Source organism: Spirosoma pulveris (assembly GCF_054781875.1).
The window spans coordinates 1-21,610 of sequence record NZ_BAAGTO010000005.1; the positions used below are offsets into that span (position 1 = coordinate 1).

Genomic DNA, 21,610 nt, shown 5'->3' on the forward strand with positions numbered 1-21,610 from the left:
AAAGGTGGAAAGAGGTGATGAGTTTTTCGCGGTCGTGTTTTCTGCCTTGCATAGATAGCTGAAGGTACAAAAACTCCATCTATCATGCAGTTTTAGGCACTGGCAGAGTTGTGCAACAGCCACGCTCATTATATTGTTAGCTACTTTGAATACAGTTCATCATGCCCGTGTTAAAAGGTCTCAGAATTTCTAAATCTCTTTAAGTATTTTGGGAGAGGTAACGGGGTTATGTATAGCCAGACAAAAGCCACAGAATCGAAAGGCATAATCTACCGCTAATGACCATCCGTTGTTGGTATGGTACGAGGCACTGTAGCTCGAGATTATGCGCTTCTGGCTTGATTTGTTAAGCGTTAATAGAATAAGAGTTTTAGTTAACTCTCAGGCATTTTCAACAACCATTGCCATGGTGATGATTCGGGCCCTAAACACGGGTTTTCAATAATTACCAGGTATAGTGCTTTGATACTCCCATATCCAGACTGTTCCGTCTTCTTCATCCCAGACGGGGCCAGTACAAAAAAAATGGTTCTTTTTTAAAATACGGGCGGAGTAGTTGTCGGGCTCTACTGTTCGAGCAGTGATTCTAATCTCGGGATCAGTCTGCAAGGCAAGTTGTACCAACTGATAACAAATCTGGCTGCCAACCCCTTGCCGTTGATAAGCCGGAAATGTACCATAAGCAATTTCAACTTTACCCTCTCCAGGTGCCCCTTTAAACCCAGCGCTCCCCACTAATTCATTTTCGAGTTGAGCGAAATAACCGATCCATGGCGGTACATACCCGATTCTATTGAAATAATCAATCGTCATGGATAGCGCTTCTTTACAGTCAGGATGTTCAATAAACGGCTGATTTTCTTGAAGGCTTGGTCTAATCGGCAATAGCTCCATGATCTTGTTTACTATTCTTTTATGTTTGTGAATGTAGGCAATCGCTTACTGATCGGGCCTATTCCATTGATTCAGACAACGTCTCATCGCTAGCGAGGGTATATCGATACGTAGCCTGGCAGAAGGAAACTAAAGGCTGCTCAATCCATATGCTTCATAAATGGGGCGTTTAATGGAACGGCTTATTTTGAGGTATGTCCAGTGTGCTATTCGTTGTATACGGTTAATGGATATCAGGGCTTACGAGCTTATCTAACGGGACAAACCGCCTAGGAGAGCCCGAAGGAACAGCCGCTTTGACTGGGGCAGTCGCTGCAGGAGCCAATAACTCAGATAAAGACTAAGGTTATATTTTCTTAACATGTTCAGCGCCGGCTTTTTCATCTGCTGGGGAATTGCACCGGCGGGTTGAGCCAGGAGGGACTCAAAAACCAGTGTCCCGTAATAGTCCCGCCAATTGATCACCCCTCGTCGATAGGCCTTTCGTTCCTGCCGACTCCTCAAGGCGCTTACCTGCCTGGCCAGCACAAACAATACCCGGTCCAGCATCAGAGGGGCATTGGCCGACATATTGCCCCCGTGAATGCGGTAGGCGGCAATGGGATGGGTATGGTGCAGCACCGGATGATGGCGGGCAATGCGCAAATACAGATCGTAATCTTCGCAGGCTTTCAGGGAGGGGTCAAACTGAAACTGATCGAACAGCGAGCGTCGGTACAACACCGTAGCGTGCATCCCGATATAGTTACTTTGCAGCAGTCGCCAGTAGTGACCCTGTCCCACCGGCATCTGCTCCCGGGCAAGCAGGTGTCCGGACGAGTCGACCTTGTCATGGGCACCCGAGACAAAAGCAGCCTGAGAATTCTGCTGAAGTTGACGCAGGTTGACCTCAATCCCATCGGGATAGAACCAGTCGTCGGCATCCAGAAAAGCCAGGTACTCGCCCTGACTTCGCTGCAAGCCCGTGTTGCGGGCGGCCGATAGCCCCTGGTTGGGTTGATAGACATACTGCACCTGGGGGAATTGAGTGGCTACCTGGCGGGTGTTATCGGTTGAGCCGTCGTCGACGACAATGATTTCGCAGCGTAACCAGGTCTGTTGGAGAACGCTCTCGACGGCCTGAGCCAGAAAGCGACCCTGATTGAAGCAGGGAATGATGATTGAGACCAGCGGTGGGGTGGAGTGAATCGGGTTTATTAAGGGAGTGGACGGGTTGTAAGGTGTAGATCGCTCAGTCATCTAGGCTTTGATCAAGATAAGAGATAAGAGTGTAATGGATTCCTCCCTGATTATTTAAGCCGAACGGCTTAGAAATCAAGGAGGAATCTGTAGCTGTCTTCTGCTCCATCCTCTGTGACGGAAGGAGAAGACAGTGGCCTGGTGGGTGCCGTCAGCCACCTACGTTCTGGAATTCCCTGTTAATTATAGACCAAACATATGTCTATAAGTCACTTCGTAGGCAACAGACTGATTGTACATATGACTAGAATTTGGCAATTACTTATCTGAATACGACTCATCATGATGAACAGATAGTAGAAACTGGCGTCTCAGCACAGGTACAGGTTACCGCCTGATGGGACAAAGCATTTATACATCTGCTCATTAATGGGAGCATTTTAAAAGAAGCTTGTGTCAATAATGGCTCTAAGCTAGAGGCCTTCGGTGCCCGGAAACGCCTAGCCCACACAGTTCAACCTGTCTCTCCCAGTGGCTTTTAGTTCATTTTCTCTGGGTCAGTTGCTTACGCTCTTTTGCGTAGCTTATGATTGAACATGACCCTGAGCCAAAGAGGTAGATTAGTTCGTCATGGATTAAGCCGATCGATCGACTTCTTACCAATATGTAGTCCACTATTTATACAGACTTGCATGAATATATATTGCTTTATTGGTCAATCGATAAGTATATTTGCTCAAGTATTATGTGCAGTATGGATCTGACTACGCGTTGACAACCATTGCCAACGTTCCTAACCAATTGACATCCTCTGCTGCTTAAAGCCAAACTACTCATTGCTATGATTTACTGCCGAGAAGTCCATTTCAATCAAGCCTGTCCTCCTGTGCCGGATATTGTCAAACGAGTCAGTCGGCGAATGGGCGTACCCGTTACTTACCTGGCTGACAAATGGCTGCTGGTTAATTCGATGAATCAAGCGGACCTCATCGGCTTCTATCAACAAGGCCAACAAGTCATGGTCTTAACCAACGAGGGGCCAATGACGAACATGTTGAGACGGACTTTGCAGGTTTTACACGAATTGGGAGGTGAATGCAGAAACTAAGCTTAGGGAACTCGTAGGCGACGGATTAGACGGACAGATAATAAAATTCACTGTTTGACAATTCGCTCTTTAGCCAGAAGAAGGAACATGCATCGATCGGCTACTTAAAAGGGGCCATCCCTCAAGGCATCCCTTTGTTGACGAATAAAATAGCCAGCAGTCGGAGTGCCGACTTGGGGCCAACCGTCCGTTGAGACCATAAGTCTAGAAACAACCGGCCATAGATAGCTTGATGCCCGAACAACCTACACACACTCTCCGATTTTAATAGCGCCCAGCCAGGTAAGGCGGTATATTTTACACGATAGCCTACTACTTATACATTACGACTAGATCTACTGTGCAATGGTACTGTTTATTGTTTTCTCGATAATCTGTCAATTTTTATTGTCTATTGGATTTGCCAGAGAGGCTTTCACTACTTCGTTTGGCACGTTATGCCGAGTTAAATGCCTTGTCGCTTGTCTACTGTATAGCTGCGTAGCCCTGATGCTGGCCGCCTGTTTACTTTAGCTGGTTACTCCCAACGGTTGGGTTAGGTAAAGCGTACTCTATATAACGAATTGAATTGAACAGATTATAAAAATATACTATCCCACAAAAGGCTTCTGCTTGAGACGCAGAAACCTAATCTGTATAAGCTGAAAGTAAACGGCCTATTTAAACTCAAAGGCAAGACCACCACTGCACCTTGTTGCTATTTAGGCGTAACTACTCAGTCTTTAAATCTGCCAATACACATCCATATTATGCCAGTTCATCCGCTTGTTCCTCCTGGCTGGTAGACAGCTTTCCTAACTTTGTCTGCTCAAACCTGTTTGCGGTGGAAACCATTCTTTTACCTGATTTTACTCTTAAACGGCCAGTGCCCGTCGCTTCCATTGAATATCTGGAAGCCAAGGGTAACTATACCTGGGTGCATATCACCCGAAACAAGCCCCTGCTGGTGGCCATTACGCTGAAACAAATGGCCCGACGCTTACCGACCTTCCTACGACTTCATAAAAGCCTTTTAGTCAATCCTGGTTGTATTTTGGCTTATAGGGCCCACTTAGCCGATCCGCCTTTTGTTCAGCTCTCCCGGGAACGTCGACTGCCTATCTCCCGGCGACAACACAAACAATTAAGGCATCGATTAGCTGCTTATGAGCGACTTTCATCGCCGGCAGCATAACCGACCAATTGGTATTTAAGCGCTATGCACAGACGATGCACAGCTCTTCATTATTTAATTAGTAGAGCGTTTACTTTACAACCACCCTTTTTTACTATTTGTCCAATGCCATCCGTAGCCTACGTACTGGAACCATCTTCAAAAGCCGGGCAAGACCGTTTGATTGATCAACAACGTTTACACGGGTATTAGATTCTGTCGCTATGACGCCCTACGCTATTTATACATACAACACTTCCTACGCGGATGATCTCCGTCGAATTTACCTCGAATCACGACAGCGTACGTTCCACTGGCTCGACACATCCGCCTATGAACTTAACGATTTCGATCAGTCAACTCAGGATGAGGAGATACAAGTAGCACTCGTGGCGGGGAAACCGGTTGGTTTTATTTCCTGGTACGCACCCGCCAACTTCATCCACAATCTATTTATTGATCAGGCTTATACAAAACAAGGCATTGGCAAAGCACTGCTTACTACTTGTTTAGCTGAATTGAGTTATCCCGCCCGGTTGAAATGCCTGCAACAGAATGTCATTGCCCTGGCCTTCTACCAGTCTCTGGGTTGGCTGATTGAAGGTCAGGACGATTCAGTAGATGGCTCGTATTATCTGATGCGAAAAGACGAACAGACAGTAAACCCGGTCATGGGTTGTTGTAGCTAACCTGAGAATCATTTGCTACAGCTTATTTCATTAACAGGTCGACCAGTGCATCGCTTAGTTTGCCAGCCATGTCTACATATGGGCCTCCGGTAAGAAGGCCCAGGTTTATCCCAATGAAAACATAGAGTTGTTTTGCCGGGAAATAGTAAAAGCCACAACCGGCCCCAACACCCCCTCCGCCCTGCCCGTAGCCGACTTGGCCAGAGTAGGTAACGTATTGGGGTCCCATACCGTAAGCAGGCTGACCCTTACTTTAACCGGTTGACGCTTGGGGGTTATTTGATTAGTTGGATCAGTTCTTCATTGGCTTCCCTTAGATAGAAGGCAATAAAGGTCAGTGGTTGCTGAGCCGAGTCATTAGCGAAGTGAAGGATGACTTTATCTTTGGGCTCATAGAAGGCTTCTCCCTGCTGGATAACTCGTTTCGCTTCCCCTTCGATCTGGAATAGAACGCGGCCTGAGACAACGTAGCCAACCACAGGACACGGATGCGTATGTTTGGGCGCGGTCTGGCCAATGGGTATCGTAACTTGTTTTACATCAATTTGAGACAGCGGCTGCCTGGCCAGCAAAACATGCAGTAAGTCTTTTCGGGCGGGTTGAATCTGAGCCATACTTACGGAGTAAGTCATCAAAAAAAGTGGCCAGCTAATCCACGATGGTCTTGCTTTCATGGCTCAAAAGTAGGCGGTTAGGGATGAGCTTTTCCTTGATGTAGATCAAGACTTTTTAGCCGGGACAGGGTTTCGGGCCGTACCTTCAAGAAAGAGGCAATCAAATACGGAGGGAATTTCTGTTCAATAAGGGGATGAGTAGCCACCAGATTGGCGTAGCGCTGGGTTGCCGTATCGGTCATCAGGGAGGTAGTTTTCTGGCATTTTCGAATAAACAGCACGTCACTAATGTGTTTGAAGAACTTTATCCAATCGAGCGATTGGTCGATGGCGCAATAGGTACGGTAGGAAATCGCATACAGGTCCGTGTTGACAGATTTAGACAGGAACGGTTAATTAAAACTATATCTTTTGATTGTTAATCTGATTGGCTAGCGTTTTAGTAAGTTAACGTATACGACGAATTGTATTGAACAGAAATTTAAAATTGTTCGATTCGCGAAAACGCTCGTTTATGTAAACTGTTGTTATTCAATAAGAATAGGCATCAAATCTCCTTATGGTAATTCTTTGCGGCAGCCGCGCTGTCCAGTTACTAAAAGAAGCCCGAAACGATTTAATTATTGGGTTTACGGATCAACAAAACCAGCTTGTACCCGGCGATCTCTTCTGCCTGCTTACCCACCCAAAGACGTTGTGGCTTTACTGAACAACTTTTTAGAAGCGGCTCTGCGTAAACCATAAACGTATAAATAAGGGATAAAAGCCAGCAACACAACAGGCGAAGCCGTCCGGGTACTAACCTACTCAGATGGTTTTTTGCTGTGTGCTGGTTCTGGCATCAGAAGTAATCTGAATTTTTTATCATATATGATGGCAATCTGCCTACTAAATACATATATTTGTTTCCATATATAATATTGTGAATACCTAAAGTATACTATTAAAAAATATAGTAAATGAGAAAATCTTTAGCTGGTCGAATATATTTTGGGGCGGCCCTTACCTTTCTAACGGTACCAGTCATTATCATACTATACTTCAGTGCCTTTAGAAGGCATGATGCCTTACTGGTAAAATCAACTGAATCCGAGCGAATTACTGAACTGGTTTTTAGCCTGCAACTGGCATTGGCCGATATAAACAGTACGGTAAAGAACCCTCCTGTCCCATCCGTTAAACCCCAGTTGAATCCGCTTGCGATAGCAACTGTTGATCGGCTGCTCAGCGATCTGGATAATCTGCTCAGTGCCGATGAGCACCAGTCGGATCGAATGCGTCGGATTGACGAAGCAACAACTTCTTACCTCGCTGGAGATACAAGAAAGCTGAGTGCCCTACGCATCGAATTGACCCAGCTCAGGCAGGAAATACGGCAAAGCTTACTACTACGTCAGCAAAAAGAGCTGGATACCGACTACATCGAAGAGTGTGCCATGTGGGTAGCCATCCTGGTAGCGGTCGTCAACATCACGATTTTGATACTGGTCATTTTTGACGAGTTCAGGAAACGGCGGAGAGCTGAGCGTGAACTGAAAGCCAACCTGGCCACTATGCAGGCCTTTAATCAGGAAAGCGAAGAACAAAACTGGCAACTCTCCGGCATTTCGGCAGTAAGTCATAGTTTACAGGACCAGGACACTCCGCAGGGTATGGCCAAACGGATTATTGACACTCTTGTCGATCATCTGGATTTACCCGCTGCTGCTCTGTATCTCTATAATCCGGATGGAAAACTCCTCGAACGAGTGGCCGCTATTGGGCTACCGGGCAAGGTATCGACTACGTTTTCGCTGGACGAAGGGTTGGTTGGGCAGGCTGCCCAGGGACAGAAAATTCTGGCTATCGATGAGGTGCCTACCAACTACTGGATGCTTCAGTCGGGTAGCGGGCAGGCACAACCGGGTCAGTTGGTGCTGGTGCCGTTATGGTACCGAAAAGATAAAGAACTGATTGGCGTCCTGGAACTAGCCTCCTTCAGAGTTCTGGAGCCAGCCGTCATGAAACTGCTCAAACGCCTGATGGAGCCGCTGGCTGTAGCCATTAACTCTTCGCAAACGCATGAACAGGTTCGCGCTCTTCTACAACAGGTTCAGCAGCAAAACGAACTGGTTGCTGAACAGCAGGAAGAACTCCGCCAGTCTAATGACTCCCTGCTACGCCATGCCGAGCACCTGCAGGCTTCGGAAGAAGAGCTGCGGGTGCAGCAGGAAGAACTGCGGCAGATCAACGCTGAACTGATCGAGAAGAATGAAGTGGTCGAAATTGCCCGGCAATCGCTGGCCCTTAAGGCCCGAGAACTGGAGGTGACCAGCCAGTACAAATCGGCTTTTCTGGCCAACATGTCGCACGAATTACGAACGCCCCTGAACAGCGTCCTGATTCTGGCCAAATTACTGGCTGATAATAAACCAGACAACCTCACTCCCAAACAGATTGAGTACGCAACCATTATACACAAGTCCGGCAATGATTTACTGACCCTCATTAACGACATCCTGGATTTGGCCAAGATTGAAGCCGGGCACATTACTGTTCTGCGCGAAACCGTACCGGTTAAAAGTATAGTTCGGGATCTCACGCAGCTTTTTACCGTTGTCGCCGAAGAGAAAAAGGTACAGTTTATTACCAACCTGCATGAATCTGTCCCCGCAGAGATCGTAACCGACCGGCTACGGGTGGAGCAGATCCTCAAAAATTTACTCTCCAACGCGTTTAAGTTTACCCCCCGCAATGGCCGCGTTACCCTGAATTTTTCCATCGAAACAAGTCTATCGAAAATTACCCGCCAGGAGCTGCGGCAGGAAAAATCGCTGTTGGCCATATCCGTATCCGACACGGGCATTGGCATTCCGCCCGACAAACAACAACTTATCTTTGAAGCCTTTCAGCAGGTAGATGGCTCCACAAGCCGTAAGTATGGTGGCACCGGCCTTGGCTTATCCATCAGCCGCGAGTTGATTAAACGACTGGGTGGCGAAATTACTCTTCACAGTGAAGAGGGCAAAGGAAGCACGTTCACCCTGTGGCTCCCGTTATCGTTTTCACCCACTGCCCAATCAGACACGCTCCCAACGCAACCGAGCAGGACGACCGAAGTCAATACACCGGTTCCGTCGTCACTTCCCGTGCTGCAGGCAACGGTAACGGACGACCGCGAATCGATCCAAAAAGGCGACAAGCTCATGCTCATTATTGAGGATGATGCCCGTTTTGCCAGTATTGTTCAGGATTTTGCCCGTACCAAAGGCTACAAAACACTGGTGGCGCTCCAGGGCGACGAGGGACTGGCTTACGCCCGTCGGTATGAACCAACGGCCATTATCCTGGATTTGCAGTTACCGGCACTCGACGGCATCAGCGTATTGAAATTACTCAAGGACGACAAAAAACTAAGTGCAATCCCGGTACATGTCATGTCGGCGAGTGACGAGCAACAGCTTGTTCTGCCAGGGGCACTGGCTTATTTACAGAAGCCGCTGACCAAGCAGGATCTGGAAGATGCGTTCAACCGAATTGGTGACTTCATTACCGAAAAGATAAAAAACATCCTTGTGCTGTCCGGCGATTATCTGCCCAATAATTCACTGACCAAACTAATTGGCGAGCGGCACTTCGATGTCAACTGCGACTATGCCGTGCTCAATGAAGAAGCGCTGCAGAAAGTACACGCCAGAGCCTACGACTGCATCATTGCCGACATTGGCAAGGATCTGGAACTGGGAATTCAGAAGTTACGGCAGTTACAGGCCGCTATGGCGGGCGACCAGACACCGGTTATTATTTACCTGGACAAAGAATTGTCCTCTTCCGATGAATTACAATTAAAGAAACTCTCCGATACGGTTGTTCACGACTCGGCCCAGGCAAAAGACCGGCTGATGGACCAGCTTGAATTATTCCTCTACAACGTTCAGCAGGAATCTCATATCAAGTCGCCACCACCAACGCCCGCCCTTCCCCACCTGCCAACCAGTGTTAACTGGCAGGGTAAGACTGTACTGCTGGTAGACGACGATATGCGGAATGTTTTTTCGATCAGTACCCTGCTGGAAGAGAATAAGCTGACTGTCATTACTGCCAGTGATGGCCAGGAAGCCATTGATACCCTGAACAGCCAATCGCCGATCGATCTGGTCCTGATGGATATCATGATGCCCATCATGGATGGCTACGAAGCGACCCGAAAAATCAGGGCAGAGAAACAATTTGCGGAACTGCCCATCATAGCCCTGACGGCCAAAGCCATGCCTGGCGACCGGGAGAAGTGCCTTGAAGCGGGCGCGTCGGACTACATCACTAAACCGCTGGATGTTAAGCAGCTGCTTTCTGTCATGCATACCTGGATGCCTTCCTGATGATGAACCTTGATTACGAGTTAAGTACCCCCGAACTGGAAGAAATTCTAACCCTCATCAGGTTGGTACACGGGTATGACTTTACGAATTACGCGCAGTCGTCGCTCAAACGTCGAATTATTCGATGTATGGGCATGGCTCAAATCCGAACAGCCTCACAACTTCGATTTCAGTTGGCGAATGACTCCACCTTTTTTGCCTGGTTCCTGCAGTCAATCATGGTAAACGTCACCGAAATGTTTCGTGACCCCGTTTTTTACCAAAACCTGCGTGATAAAGTGCTGCCGCTACTAGCGTCCTACCCGATCATTAAGATCTGGCATGCGGGCTGCTCAACCGGCGAAGAAGTGTACTCCATGGCTATCCTGCTTAAAGAAGCCAATCTGCTGGAGCGATGCCGACTTTACGCTACTGACCTTAACCCGGCTAATCTGGAGAAAGCCCGCCAGGGTCTGGTTCCGATACAGCACCTTAACGAGTATGCCGCAAGCTACCAGCAGGCCGGTGGGCAGCGTAATTTTTCAGACTACTATACCCCGCAGGGCAACCACATGCAAATGCACAAAACGCTTCGGGATTCCATTCTTTTTGCCCAGCATAACCTGGTTACTGACCGCGTTTTCAACGAGTTTCAACTGGTTTGTTGCCGTAATGTATTGATCTACTTCAACAAAGAGCTACAAAATCATGTCGTTCGGCTTTTTCATGATAGCCTTGCCTCACTTGGTTTCCTGGCTATTGGTCCGAAGGAATCACTCTTGTTTACGGACTTGCGCGACCAGTTTGCACCCATCACCGCCGATACGAAAATATTTCGTCGTATACGATAAACAGACTGTTAAGCCAGCAACGCCGGCAATACAGATGCCCAGAAAGAACAGCATTACCACCGTAACGTACTCTTCTCAATCCTTTATGAAACCCACAAATAGTACCAGCCCAAACCCGTTTACCATACTCCTCGTGGACGATCGGGACGAAAACCTGCTTGTGCTCGAAGAACTTCTGGACAATGGAAACCGGCAGTTCCTTAAAGCAACCTCCGGCAACGAAGCCCTCAAGTATGCCTTAAAAAATGACCAGATCGGGCTTATCATGCTGGATGTACAGATGCCTGAAATGGATGGCTTCGAGGTGGCTCAATTCCTGAAAGCCAACACCAAAACCCGCGATATATCCATTATTTTCGTTACCGCAATCAACAAGGAAGAACAATACGTACTGAAGGGATTTGAAGAAGGAGCCGTTGATTACCTTTCGAAGCCGCTGGACAGTAATATTACCAGGGCCAAAGTCAATGTCTTTGAGGAGTTGTGGCGCTCACAACAGGCACTAAAGAAATCGGCTACGGATCTGGCGGCCATCAATAAGCAGTTAGAGAAGTTTGTTTATATGGTGGCTCATGATCTCAAATCGCCACTAACCGGTTTGATCACCCTGCTCCATCTGGTCGAAAATACGAATGAGAGTCGACCCATTGAACAGGATGAACTTGCCAGTTATCTGGGTTACCTGAAAGAAGCGGGTTACCACCAGTCCATGATGATCAGCAATATTCTGGAGTACTCGCGTCAAAGTATCGACCAACAGGCATCGGAATGGGTCGATGTATCTCAGCTTTTAGCTCAGACAATTAAGCTACTGTTCCCACCCAAACACATACAGGTCACCACGATCGAACCGATGCCTACACTTTATACTAAAAAAATAAAGCTGCAGCAGGTATTCCAGAATCTGCTCAGCAACGCCATTAAGTATAATGATAAAGCCCAGGGAGAGATAGAAATCGGTTATGCCGACAAGGACGACTTTATTGAATTCTACGTTCGGGATAATGGGCCAGGTATGACAATTGACCAGCAGGCAAAACTTTTTACCCTGTTCCGACCCGTTGGTCAATCGCAGCACGAAAGCAGTACAGGTGTCGGGCTCAATACGCTCAAAATGCTCGTTGAAGAACAGGGCGGCTCCTTACGGGTAAACACCTCGCCTGGAGAAGGCTGCACCGTATTCTTCAGTTGGAGAAGATAGCATCCTAAACCAACAAACATGCAGCTAGCATCAGTCAGCATTTGTCATTGAATAAGATTAGCTGACTTACAGCAACCGCTTGCTAAACTATTTATTTACTTTATTATCAATTCGTATATATTTAGTTATTCTTTGTTTGACAACGAATCACTTGCCGATTACAACCATATAAAGATGGAAAACAGGTATCAGATATTACACGTAGACGATGACGTATACATTCGAAAGATTGTTCAGTTGACATTGAGTAAAGAATTCGAGCTCAATTCCTGCACGAACGGCAAAGAAGCGATAACATGGCTTGAAAGCGGCAACTTACCCGACGTAATCATCACTGATCTGCTAATGCCGCAGTTGAATGGTCAGCAGTTAATTGAGTTGATCCGGAAGAATTCAGCCTTCGAAAACGTCCCTATCATCGTCTTATCGAGCCTGGAAGATGGCGTAACAAAAACCACCTGCCTTGCACAGGGGGCAAATGACTTTATTCAAAAACCGTTTAACCCCCGGGAAATGAAGGTAAAGATCAACGCTGTTCTCCACCGCTGATTTGACTGGTTAAACCCAGCGAAATAATTACAATGTCTTTATAGCCACCTTAATCTGTAAGGCAGTAACCTGTTCTTCAGCGCTTTACTGCGGCCTGATTATGCTACAATTTTTATTCTTCCTGTGTCTGGGCATACTTTTTTACACGTATGCAGGATACGGACTTCTGATTACCCTGCTGGCTAAAATCCGACGTTTGTTTCAATCAGCCCCTTCAGTTATAGATCAGAATAGCGATACGCCCCAGGTAACGCTGGTCATAAGGGCTTACAACAAAATAACCAGTTTGCCTGCCAAACTTCAGAACTTGTATTCGCTGGATTATCCCGCCGACAAACTTAGCTTTTTGTTTCTGACAGAAGGCTCGACAGATGGAAGTACGGAATGGCTGGAATCGTTGCGGGATGATGGCGCTCAGCAAATCGAGGTGCAGGGGGGATCGAAGCAAGGAGGTACCGTGGCTTCTATGAATCGCGCGATGAAGCACGTCACCTCGCCGATTGTTATTTTCAGCGATGTCACTGCCCAACTCAATAGTCTGGTCGTGCGTAATCTGGTCCGGCATTTTCAGGATAACTGCATTGGAGCCGTTGTGGGTGAGAAACGCGTCGTCAACTCGCTCCATGAACCCGCCCAGGCCCGGGGAGAACGTTGGTACCAGTCGTGTGTGTCGTATTTGAATCGGCAGGAATCTCAGTTTCAAACGGCCGTTGCTGAAACTAACGGATTATTGGCCATACGAACTACACTGTATGAACCCATTGAGGAAGGTACCCTTCTGGACGATTTTACAATCTCAATGTGCATAGCCAAAAAAGGGTATCGCGTTCCTTACGAACCAGATGCTTACACGATGGAACGGCCGCTGCGCTCAATCGAAGAAGAGCAAAAGCGGGAGGTTAGCCTGGCTACGGGTAGATTTCAGTCCCTAATGCGCCTGGTTTACCTGGTCAATTCAACTCGTTACGGCTGGCTTTCCTTTCAGTATATTTCGCGCTGGTTGCTGCGCTGGGCAGTCCTTCCCTTTTGTTTGCCAACCCTGTGGTTTCTCAATCTGGCGCTGATTTTTACGGGTAAGCCACACCCGTATTTACCTTATTTTTGGGTTCTGTCTTTTCTAATCCAGTGTGTATTCTACAGCCTTGCGTATACGGGGTATCGGTTACAGCAACAAGGCCGCCGGATCAACGCGTTACAGCTTCCGCTTTATATCACGCTTGTAAACGTCTGTGCCCTTCAGGGCTTCGTTCGGTTTTGGCGGTATGAACCATCCGGCATATGGAATAAAGCCCATAGTGCCGATGATGTTGAGCTACAAACAGGTTAGTTATTGACGACTAAGAGGTTGCGATAGATGAGCAACGGACCACCACAGTGCAGGTTTTGACCCCATACACCTATCGCAACCTCGCTAATAATAGCCTACTTAAAGGCCGGGATACCTGTAATTTCGGCTCCTAATATGAGTAACTGAATATCGTGGGTGCCCTCATAGGTACTTACCGATTCGAGGTTCATCAGGTGACGCATAATCGGGTACTCACCCGAAATACCCATAGCGCCCAGAATTTGGCGGGCCTCCCGCGCAACGCGCAGCGCCATTTCTACATTACTTCGTTTGGCCATGGAGATTTGGGCAACAGTGGCTCTGTCTTCGTTTTTAAGCACACCAAGACGCCAGCATAGTAACTGGCCCTGGGTAATGTCGGTCAGCATTTCGGCCAGTTTTTTCTGAACCAGCTGAAAACTGGCTATTGGCTTGCCAAATTGGATTCGTTCCAGTGCATACCGGCGGGCCACTTCATAGCATTCCATAGCCGCCCCCAATGCACCCCAACTAATCCCATAGCGAGCCTGCTCCAGACACTTGAGCGCGCTTTTAAGTCCAAATGAATCGGGTAGTATGTTTTCCTTCGGGACTTGTACATCCTGGAAAATCAACTCCCCCGTTGTGCTGGCCCGCAACGACCATTTGTTTTTAATTTCGGCGGTAGAGAAGCCCTCAGTGCCCCGCTCCACAATCAAAGCACGTACTTTCCCCTGATCATTTCTGGCCCAGACGATGGCTATATCAGCGATGTTAGCGTTCGTAATCCAGAGTTTCGAGCCATTGAGCAGGTAATAATCGCTCCGTTCGATAAAGTTGGTTTCCATTCCACCCGGGTCCGACCCGTGGTTCGCTTCGGTCAGGCCAAAACAGCCTATCAACTCGCCTGTAGCCAGGCGGGGAAGGTATTTCTGCCGCTGCGCTTCTGAGCCAAATGCCCAAATTGGGTACATGACCAGGGAATTCTGAACCGATACGCAGGAGCGCATACCAGAATCACCCCGCTCAATTTCCTGCGTCATCAGCCCGTACGAAATCTGATCCAGCCCTCCTCCGCCATACTCGGTTGGGATGGTAGCGCCAAACACGCCGATCTGACCAAACTTGGGCACAATATGCCTCGGGAATTCAGCCCGTTGGGCATACTCCTCGGCAATCGGCACAATCTCACGCTTAACAAAATTGCGTACAGCAGACCGAACCAATTTATGCTCGGCCGTTAACAGATCATCCAGACAGTAGAAATCGGGCGACTCGAACGAGTCGACTTTATTCCGGGGCGAAGTTAAGGAAGGGGATTGCATAGGGAGTTAACCAGAAAATATAGAGCTTGTTACTAAAGTATATAAATTTTGCAGACAATGTAGACCAGGTTGTATAAATCACCAAAAAGCTATACTAACTAGCAGCCACTCGAACCGGGTAAGCTGGTAAAAGAGAATAAACCGGAGAAGATACCGACGCGGCACGAAAGAATTACAGATATGGTTAAGAGTAGAAATTTGTCTGCTTTTATCCTGCATGGCCAGTTTAACGATCGATAGCCAGAAAGCCCGTACCTACGATGCCAGTGTCATTGGCTCGGGTATTAGTGGCGGTTGGGCAGCAAAAGAACTTACCGAACACGGTCTGCATACGCTTTTACTGGAGCGCGGACGGGATGTGAAACACGTTACCGACTAACCCAAGACCCTGCTGAATCTTTGGGAGATGGTCCATCGTGGTCAGGTTCCGCCTGCCAGTCGGGAGGAATACACCATTGCCAGTCGCAATTATGCCTTTCGTGAAGATACCCGGCACTTTTTTGCCAAAGACAGCGATCAACCTTACATTCAGGAAAAGCCGTTCGACTGGATTCACGGCTATCAGGTGGGCGGCCGTACAACTCCGAAAGAAATTCATTTTCAACAGGAACGCGCCCAATGCCAGCACCGAACGTTGGGGTTATCGATACGAACACCGGGCAAATGACGGAACACTACGCCCGAATCATTTTCCTGAACGCATCGGCACTGCATACGAACCTTATTCTGCTCAGTTCAACGTCTGTCCGGTTCCCGAACGGGCTGGATAACGACAATGGACTACTGGGTACACACATGGCGTTTCACAGTTATCGGGGTCGTATTTCAGCAACCTACGAAGGGCTGGACGAATTCATGACCAATGGTCGCCGACCCAACAGCAGCTATATTATATTCCCCGATTCAGAAACGTTTATAAACAGGAAACCGATTTTCTGCGTGGCTATACCTCTACGTTCTATTCCTCAAGAGAACTGAACCAAAACCAGGACGGCATCGGAATTTTGCTAAAACAGCAATTACTCGATCCAACGCCGGACGATTGGCACGTAGGCTCAGCCATGATGGCCGAAACCATTCCAAAAGCGGAAAGCACCGTTCGCCTGGACGCGGTTCTAAAAGATAAATTCGGCATTCCTCAGCTTCGGGTATCGGTTGGTTACAATGCCAATGACGAAAAGATTCTGAAAGACTACATCGAGCAGCTAACCGAGATGTTCACAATGGCCGGATTCAAAAACATCCGCACCCAGGATACTGGCCGATTGCCTGGCAGTGAGAACCACGAAATGGGTGGCGTTCGTATGGGACATGATCCCAAAACATCATTATTGAACCGCTGGAACCAGCTTCACCACTGCAAAAACGTTTTCGTTACCGACGGCGCCTGCATGACGTCCACCAGCACCCAAAACCCATCCCTGACCTACATGGCCCTCACCGCAAGGGCCGCAAACTATGCGGTGAAGAAGACGAAACTCACTACATCAATAATTATTTACCAGACATAAGCCAGACTGCCAATTCTTTGGCGGCCTGGAAGTTCTGGAATTTAGCGGGTATTCGGCGACCATCGACGTACTCATTGTAGAGCCAGGGATCCCCGACGGCAAAGACCTTTCCTTTACCAACGGTAGCTACCCCCATAATTATGTCACCGCCATCGGTCACGGCTGCTTTTGCGGGCGCTTTCACGGCCAACGGTGCTAATTCTTTAATGTAAACTGTCCGGGTGGTTGGAAAGATAGTCTGCCCACCGGCGGGAATCGAGATCGTCCCCTGATCCCACTGGGTGCCCTGTACCATATTGCGGTTTTTGGGCAGGAACTGCATCCCGAAACGGGCGGCCAGCTTATTGAAGTTTACATGCTCGCAGTTCGAGGTGTCATTAGCCATCAGCACCAGTGTACCACCTGCCTCTACCCAATCGGCAATGGCGTTGATGTCCGTTTCGTGAACATAATTAGGTTTCGCTGTTTCTTTTGGCGTGTCGGGATCGACAATAATGTACACGTCCACTCCCTTCAGCGAAGTTGCCGTTGGTGCGCCCGCAACGGTAGCCGTTTTGGCCCCCAAATTTCGGAAGATAGATCCCCACCAGTAAAAGCCCGAGTGCATCTGGTCCTCCCAGGTATAGTGAAAAGGCTCCTGCTCACCCGTCGCCCCTTTCCGGAACTCATGGTTAAAATAGTTGTCGACAGCGACGGTTTTGCCTTTGGCAATGCCTCGTTCAGCAGCGATTTCCATTTCCACGCTGGCCATGATAAAAGGTCCAACGCCTTTCAGATCATCCTGACGCAGCGGCTCACTCAGGTAATACTCATAACTCCCATCGCGATACGGGTTTCCACCGAGGCCGCTGACGAGAACCGTTTTCTCCAGATGGATCTGCCCCTGAGCATCGGTTGTAATAAAGTTTTTCAGTATCCCGGCATAGCCTTTCTGGGCCGGTGCGGTCAGGGATGCAGGCAGGTACTCCATCCGAATCCCCTTGGCCAGCGCATAGACGAACATCGACGTTCCCGAAGCCTCAATGTAATTCCCTTTATCGCCAGGGCGGTCGGTTACCTGATACCAGCACCCCGTTTTTGGGTCCTGGTATCTCACGATCGCTGGCATCACCCGTTGTAAAATGGCGACCAGTTCGCCCCGGCGCGGGTGCGACTGCGGCACGTAGTCGAGCGCGTCGACCAGCGCCATCACATACCAGCCGATAGAGCGACTCCAGAAGTTTGGCGATTTACCCGTTTGTTTATTGGCCCATTTCTGCTCCCGGCTTTCGTCCCAGCCGTGGTAGAGCAAGCCCGTTTTTTCGTCGCGGGCGTGGTTTTCCATCCATACAAATTGATTGACGATGTCGTCGAAGTTCTTTTCTTCACCGTAGAGACGGGTGTACTCGGCATAGAACGGCTCGGCCATGTACAGACCATCGAGCCACATCTGGTAGGGGTAACGCTTCTTATGCCAGAAACCCCCTTCCTTCGTACGTGGCTGCTGGGTGATTTGCTGACGGAGTATATCGGCTGCTTTACGGTATTTCGCATTGCCGGGCAACGATTGCTGGGCAAGCAGAAGCAGAGCACGGCCGGGCGTCACAAAGTCAATGTTATAGTCTTCCATTTTATAGGTGCGGATGTCGCCATCGGCGTTTACATACCGGTCCATATTTTTCTGGATGTACTGAAAATAGCGGTCGTCGGCCGTACGATACCAGACTTGCTCAACGGCCTCCAGCAGTACCCCCATTTCATACTCCCAGCGTGCGTCTTTACCTTCCTTGACGTAGGCAATCGAATCGGCGTTGTTGGTCATGATCGTGGCCACCATTCGTTGTGACCAGGGTATAGTACTCCCGGATTTACTGGCCGTTGGCTGCGCCAGTGTACAATAGCTGACAGTCAGCAGACAACCTATAAGACTCAACTTCATTATGCTCGATACTTATTTTTACCTTAAATAACACACTTAAAGGAAATTCTACCCAAACATACAAAAAAGGGATTCACTCAAAAGCGGCTTCGGAAGGCCTGCAGGAAGAACCGCTGTTGAAATCATGGTAAAAGAACCCAAACCGGTTGATCCCTGTTACTTGACGGGATACTTGTATATCGTTTTGTGAACCTTATACGTTTAGTCAGTTTATTTGCCGATTAGCCGCGACAACGGCCCCTGCCGGTCTATTCAACAATGATTCATCAACTTTCGCTTACATTACCTCCCGAGTTAGCCCTGGACGAACCTGCTTTCCGGGATCAGGCATTAACGCACCTTTCACTTCCCGATTCGGCGGATGTAGTCGTGCGGAAACGTCGCCAGTCGATTGATGCCCGCAACCGGCAGGTTCGGGTGAAGGTCGATGTCGATGTGTATGCCGGTGAAACTCCTCCCCCGCTTATTCAGTACCAGAAACCGCAAATGGATGTGAGCCGGGCACCTCAGGCTATTGTGGTGGGTGCCGGTCCTGCCGGACTTTTTGCGGCCCTTCGTCTGATTGAGTTGGATATTAAACCCATCGTATTGGAACGCGGCAGCGATGTTCGCGCCCGCCGACGCGATTTGGCCGCTATCAATAAAGACCACGTTGTCAACCCGGAGTCGAACTATTGCTTTGGCGAGGGCGGGGCCGGAACCTATTCTGATGGTAAACTTTACACCCGCTCGACCAAACGGGGCGATGTTCGCCGGATACTGGAAATTTTTGTGGCGCACGGTGCTACCGAACAGATCCTTGTCGATGCCCACCCGCATATTGGCACGAATAAGCTGCCCAATGTTGTGACGGACCTTCGTGAAAGCATTCTGAAAGCTGGGGGTGAAGTTCGTTTCGATACAAAAGTGACCGACCTGATTCTGGCTGGTAATGAGTTAAAAGGCGTCGTATTAGCCAATGGTGATTCACTGACGGGCATTGGCGTCATTTTGGCAACGGGCCACTCTGCCCGGGACATTTTCTATCTGCTGCACAAACGAAATGTGCTGATTGAAGCCAAACCGTTTGCGATGGGTGTTCGCATCGAACATCAGCAGAGCCTGATCGACCAGTTTCAGTATCACAGGCCAACCCGGGGCGATTATTTACCGGCTGCGTCGTATAGCCTGGTCGCTCAAACGCGTTTCAAGGGCGTTGAACGGGGTGTTTTCTCATTTTGCATGTGCCCCGGCGGGTTTATCGTTCCGGCTGCCACCGCACCTGGCGAACTGGTCGTCAACGGCATGTCGCCCTCTCGTCGTGATTCACAGTTTGCCAATTCGGGACTGGTTGTCGCCATTGCCGACGAAGACCTGGCTCCTTATGCGGAGGAAGGTCCGCTGGCCGGACTGGCCCTTCAGCAGGATCTCGAACGATGGGCATGCCAGATGGGCGATGGTCGGCAAACCGCACCGGCCCAGCGCATTGCCGATTTTGTGGATGGGCGTGTGTCGAACCAACTCCTGCCTACCTCTTATCAGCCGGGCCTGGCTTCGGTCGATATGCGTGAAGTACTCCCCGATCACATTGCCCAACCCCTGCGGCAGGGACTGCGCGATTTCGGACGGAAGATGCGCGGCTATCTGAGTAACGACGGCCAGGTAATTGGCGTTGAAAGCCGAACGTCCTCACCCGTTCGTATTCCGCGCCATCGCGAAACCTGCGAGCATGTGCAGGTTAGCCGCCTGTTTCCCTGCGGTGAAGGAGCGGGTTATGCCGGGGGTATTGTATCCGCTGCCATGGATGGAGAACGCTGTGCGGAAGAATTGGTAAAATTGTACAAAAAAGGACTGTAGCGTCAAGTTCCTGAAGAGCGGGTCAACTTTTCAAATTCAAGGTTGTTACAAGCATAACGGGTACTTCGACATCTAACCACTGACATGTAATAGGTTGACTCGTTATCTATAAACCATCCACTAATGATTGGCACCAGCTTTCATTCCTTCTCCGAACATTTACGCCAACGCTTACAAAAGCAGTTGCCTGGTGAAGCCGCCCACAAAAAAATGGCGTCCACAGCCCGGTATCGGCTCGGTATCAAACCGAATGAGCGGACGCGTCGGAGTGCGGTGCTGATCTGTTTTTACCCGTACCAGAATTCTATTTATCTACCCCTTATTCTCAGGCCTCAGTACGACGGTGTTCATGCCGGCCAGATGGCTTTTCCGGGCGGACGCATGGAGCGCATTGATGAAAACCTTACCCGCACGGCCTTACGCGAAGCACAGGAAGAGGTGGGCATCCGGGTGTCTGATGTGAAAGTACTGGGGCTGTTGACCGAGTTATACATTCCACCCAGTAATTTCTACGTGCAGCCCGTGGTGGGCGTACTCCCCTACCGACCCGATTTTTATCCGGACCCCCGCGAAGTTGAAGCTGTCGTGGAAGTGGATCTGGACACGCTCCTGGACGAAACCATTGTTGGCGACAGCCAGATTGACGTCCGGGGCGTACTGGTCGACGCCCCATTTTATCAAATTCAGGGGTACCGCGTTTGGGGCGCTACGGCCATGATGATTAGTGAACTGCTGATGGTCATTGATTCGTAGAGTAGACTCACCATTAACACTCAAATTCTATTGAATAACTCTGGTTAATCAATTCAGAGACAAAACCTTATGACCATAAATCAATTATAAAAAATACGATTCTAAGTACTTCCTGAAGCTTGTACTTGTCAGTAAAGAGTTAACAGTTTCTTGACCTAGACGCTTCATTACCAATTCACAACCGTACACAAGGCGTGAAAAAGTTTACTTAACAGATGGATCGAACTAAGGATTTATACGCATTCCGGTTGAGCTAACACCCCTTGAAAAGCTGGAACAATTATGCTAAAATCCATTCATATTCAATCCGCTACCGATTGTTATAGTCATCATCCTTGATAGCTTTGTAGTTTAAGAACAAACATGGCTGTTTAGCCGTTTAATTA

The 21,610-nt window shown here is 48.8% G+C and carries 18 protein-coding genes and 1 pseudogene; 12 read left to right on the top strand and 7 right to left on the bottom strand.

The window, feature by feature from the left end; all coding sequences use genetic code 11:
- Window positions 1–438 precede the first annotated feature (438 nt).
- Window positions 439–894, bottom strand: a complete 456-nt coding sequence (locus ACYVJM_RS17850) for a GNAT family N-acetyltransferase (protein WP_461149592.1) — start codon at window positions 892–894, stop codon at window positions 439–441.
- A gap of 252 nt (window positions 895–1,146) precedes the next feature.
- Window positions 1,147–2,133, bottom strand: a complete 987-nt coding sequence (locus tag ACYVJM_RS17855) for a glycosyltransferase (RefSeq protein ID WP_461149593.1) — start codon at window positions 2,131–2,133, stop codon at window positions 1,147–1,149.
- Window positions 2,134–2,914: 781 nt separating this feature from the next.
- On the opposite strand from ACYVJM_RS17855, the gene ACYVJM_RS17860 reads away from it, so the two are divergent.
- From ACYVJM_RS17860 to ACYVJM_RS17870, 3 genes are all read left to right on the top strand, one after another.
- On the top strand, window positions 2,915–3,181 hold the full coding sequence (locus ACYVJM_RS17860; protein WP_461149594.1) for a hypothetical protein: 267 nt from the start codon (window positions 2,915–2,917) through the stop codon (window positions 3,179–3,181).
- Window positions 3,182–4,004: 823 nt separating this feature from the next.
- The gene (locus ACYVJM_RS17865) at window positions 4,005–4,355 is read left to right on the top strand and encodes a LytR/AlgR family response regulator transcription factor (protein ID WP_461149595.1); all 351 of its coding nucleotides are present in this window, start codon (window positions 4,005–4,007) and stop codon (window positions 4,353–4,355) included.
- Window positions 4,356–4,558: 203 nt separating this feature from the next.
- On the top strand, window positions 4,559–5,023 hold the full coding sequence (locus ACYVJM_RS17870; RefSeq protein ID WP_461149596.1) for a GNAT family N-acetyltransferase: 465 nt from the start codon (window positions 4,559–4,561) through the stop codon (window positions 5,021–5,023).
- A gap of 22 nt (window positions 5,024–5,045) precedes the next feature.
- Here the strand turns inward: ACYVJM_RS17870 and ACYVJM_RS17875 are convergent, their stop codons facing one another.
- From ACYVJM_RS17875 to ACYVJM_RS17885, 3 genes are read right to left on the bottom strand one after another with little or no spacing between them, the layout of a single operon-like run.
- Window positions 5,046–5,252 (bottom strand): hypothetical protein, encoded by a 207-nt coding sequence (locus ACYVJM_RS17875; protein ID WP_461149597.1) that lies wholly within the window; start codon window positions 5,250–5,252, stop codon window positions 5,046–5,048.
- Window positions 5,253–5,298: 46 nt separating this feature from the next.
- Complete coding sequence (locus ACYVJM_RS17880) at window positions 5,299–5,697, bottom strand: cupin domain-containing protein (protein ID WP_461149598.1); 399 nt, start codon at window positions 5,695–5,697, stop codon at window positions 5,299–5,301.
- Between the two features lie 17 nt (window positions 5,698–5,714).
- Entirely contained in the window at window positions 5,715–5,918 is a 204-nt protein-coding gene (locus ACYVJM_RS17885) for a hypothetical protein (protein WP_461149599.1), read from the bottom strand.
- Window positions 5,919–6,196: 278 nt separating this feature from the next.
- On the opposite strand from ACYVJM_RS17885, the gene ACYVJM_RS17890 reads away from it, so the two are divergent.
- The 6 genes from ACYVJM_RS17890 to ACYVJM_RS17915 all read left to right on the top strand — a co-directional run bounded on the left by ACYVJM_RS17890 (window position 6,197) and on the right by ACYVJM_RS17915 (window position 13,902).
- Entirely contained in the window at window positions 6,197–6,346 is a 150-nt protein-coding gene (locus ACYVJM_RS17890) for a hypothetical protein (RefSeq protein ID WP_461149600.1), read from the top strand.
- A gap of 250 nt (window positions 6,347–6,596) precedes the next feature.
- Entirely contained in the window at window positions 6,597–9,995 is a 3,399-nt protein-coding gene (locus ACYVJM_RS17895) for a GAF domain-containing hybrid sensor histidine kinase/response regulator (protein WP_461149601.1), read from the top strand.
- Window positions 9,995–10,825 (top strand): CheR family methyltransferase, encoded by an 831-nt coding sequence (locus ACYVJM_RS17900; protein ID WP_461149602.1) that lies wholly within the window; start codon window positions 9,995–9,997, stop codon window positions 10,823–10,825. The genes ACYVJM_RS17895 and ACYVJM_RS17900 overlap by 1 nt, the downstream gene beginning before the upstream one ends.
- A gap of 85 nt (window positions 10,826–10,910) precedes the next feature.
- Entirely contained in the window at window positions 10,911–12,026 is a 1,116-nt protein-coding gene (locus tag ACYVJM_RS17905; protein ID WP_461149603.1) for a hybrid sensor histidine kinase/response regulator, read from the top strand.
- A gap of 174 nt (window positions 12,027–12,200) precedes the next feature.
- On the top strand, window positions 12,201–12,575 hold the full coding sequence (locus ACYVJM_RS17910) for a response regulator (protein WP_461149604.1): 375 nt from the start codon (window positions 12,201–12,203) through the stop codon (window positions 12,573–12,575).
- 100 nt (window positions 12,576–12,675) lie between these two features.
- Entirely contained in the window at window positions 12,676–13,902 is a 1,227-nt protein-coding gene (locus ACYVJM_RS17915) for a glycosyltransferase (RefSeq protein ID WP_461149605.1), read from the top strand.
- A 95-nt stretch (window positions 13,903–13,997) separates the two neighbouring features.
- Here ACYVJM_RS17915 and ACYVJM_RS17920 read toward each other — a convergent pair whose 3' ends face one another.
- Window positions 13,998–15,206, bottom strand: a complete 1,209-nt coding sequence (locus ACYVJM_RS17920) for an acyl-CoA dehydrogenase family protein (protein ID WP_461149606.1) — start codon at window positions 15,204–15,206, stop codon at window positions 13,998–14,000.
- A 217-nt stretch (window positions 15,207–15,423) separates the two neighbouring features.
- Between ACYVJM_RS17920 and ACYVJM_RS17925 the strand changes: the two are divergent.
- Window positions 15,424–16,717, top strand: a pseudogene (locus ACYVJM_RS17925) (GMC family oxidoreductase).
- Here the strand turns inward: ACYVJM_RS17925 and ACYVJM_RS17930 are convergent.
- A complete protein-coding gene (locus ACYVJM_RS17930) occupies window positions 16,701–18,635 on the bottom strand; it encodes a DUF4350 domain-containing protein (RefSeq protein ID WP_461149607.1) in 1,935 nt (644 codons plus the stop codon). The pseudogene ACYVJM_RS17925 and the gene ACYVJM_RS17930 sit on opposite strands and share 17 nt — an antisense overlap.
- Before the next feature lie 258 nt (window positions 18,636–18,893).
- On the opposite strand from ACYVJM_RS17930, the gene ACYVJM_RS17935 reads away from it, so the two are divergent.
- Both ACYVJM_RS17935 and ACYVJM_RS17940 read left to right on the top strand, forming a co-directional pair.
- Window positions 18,894–20,471, top strand: a complete 1,578-nt coding sequence (locus ACYVJM_RS17935; protein ID WP_461149608.1) for an NAD(P)/FAD-dependent oxidoreductase — start codon at window positions 18,894–18,896, stop codon at window positions 20,469–20,471.
- Between the two features lie 123 nt (window positions 20,472–20,594).
- Window positions 20,595–21,224 (top strand): NUDIX hydrolase, encoded by a 630-nt coding sequence (locus ACYVJM_RS17940; RefSeq protein WP_461149609.1) that lies wholly within the window; start codon window positions 20,595–20,597, stop codon window positions 21,222–21,224.
- Window positions 21,225–21,610: the final 386 nt, after the last annotated feature.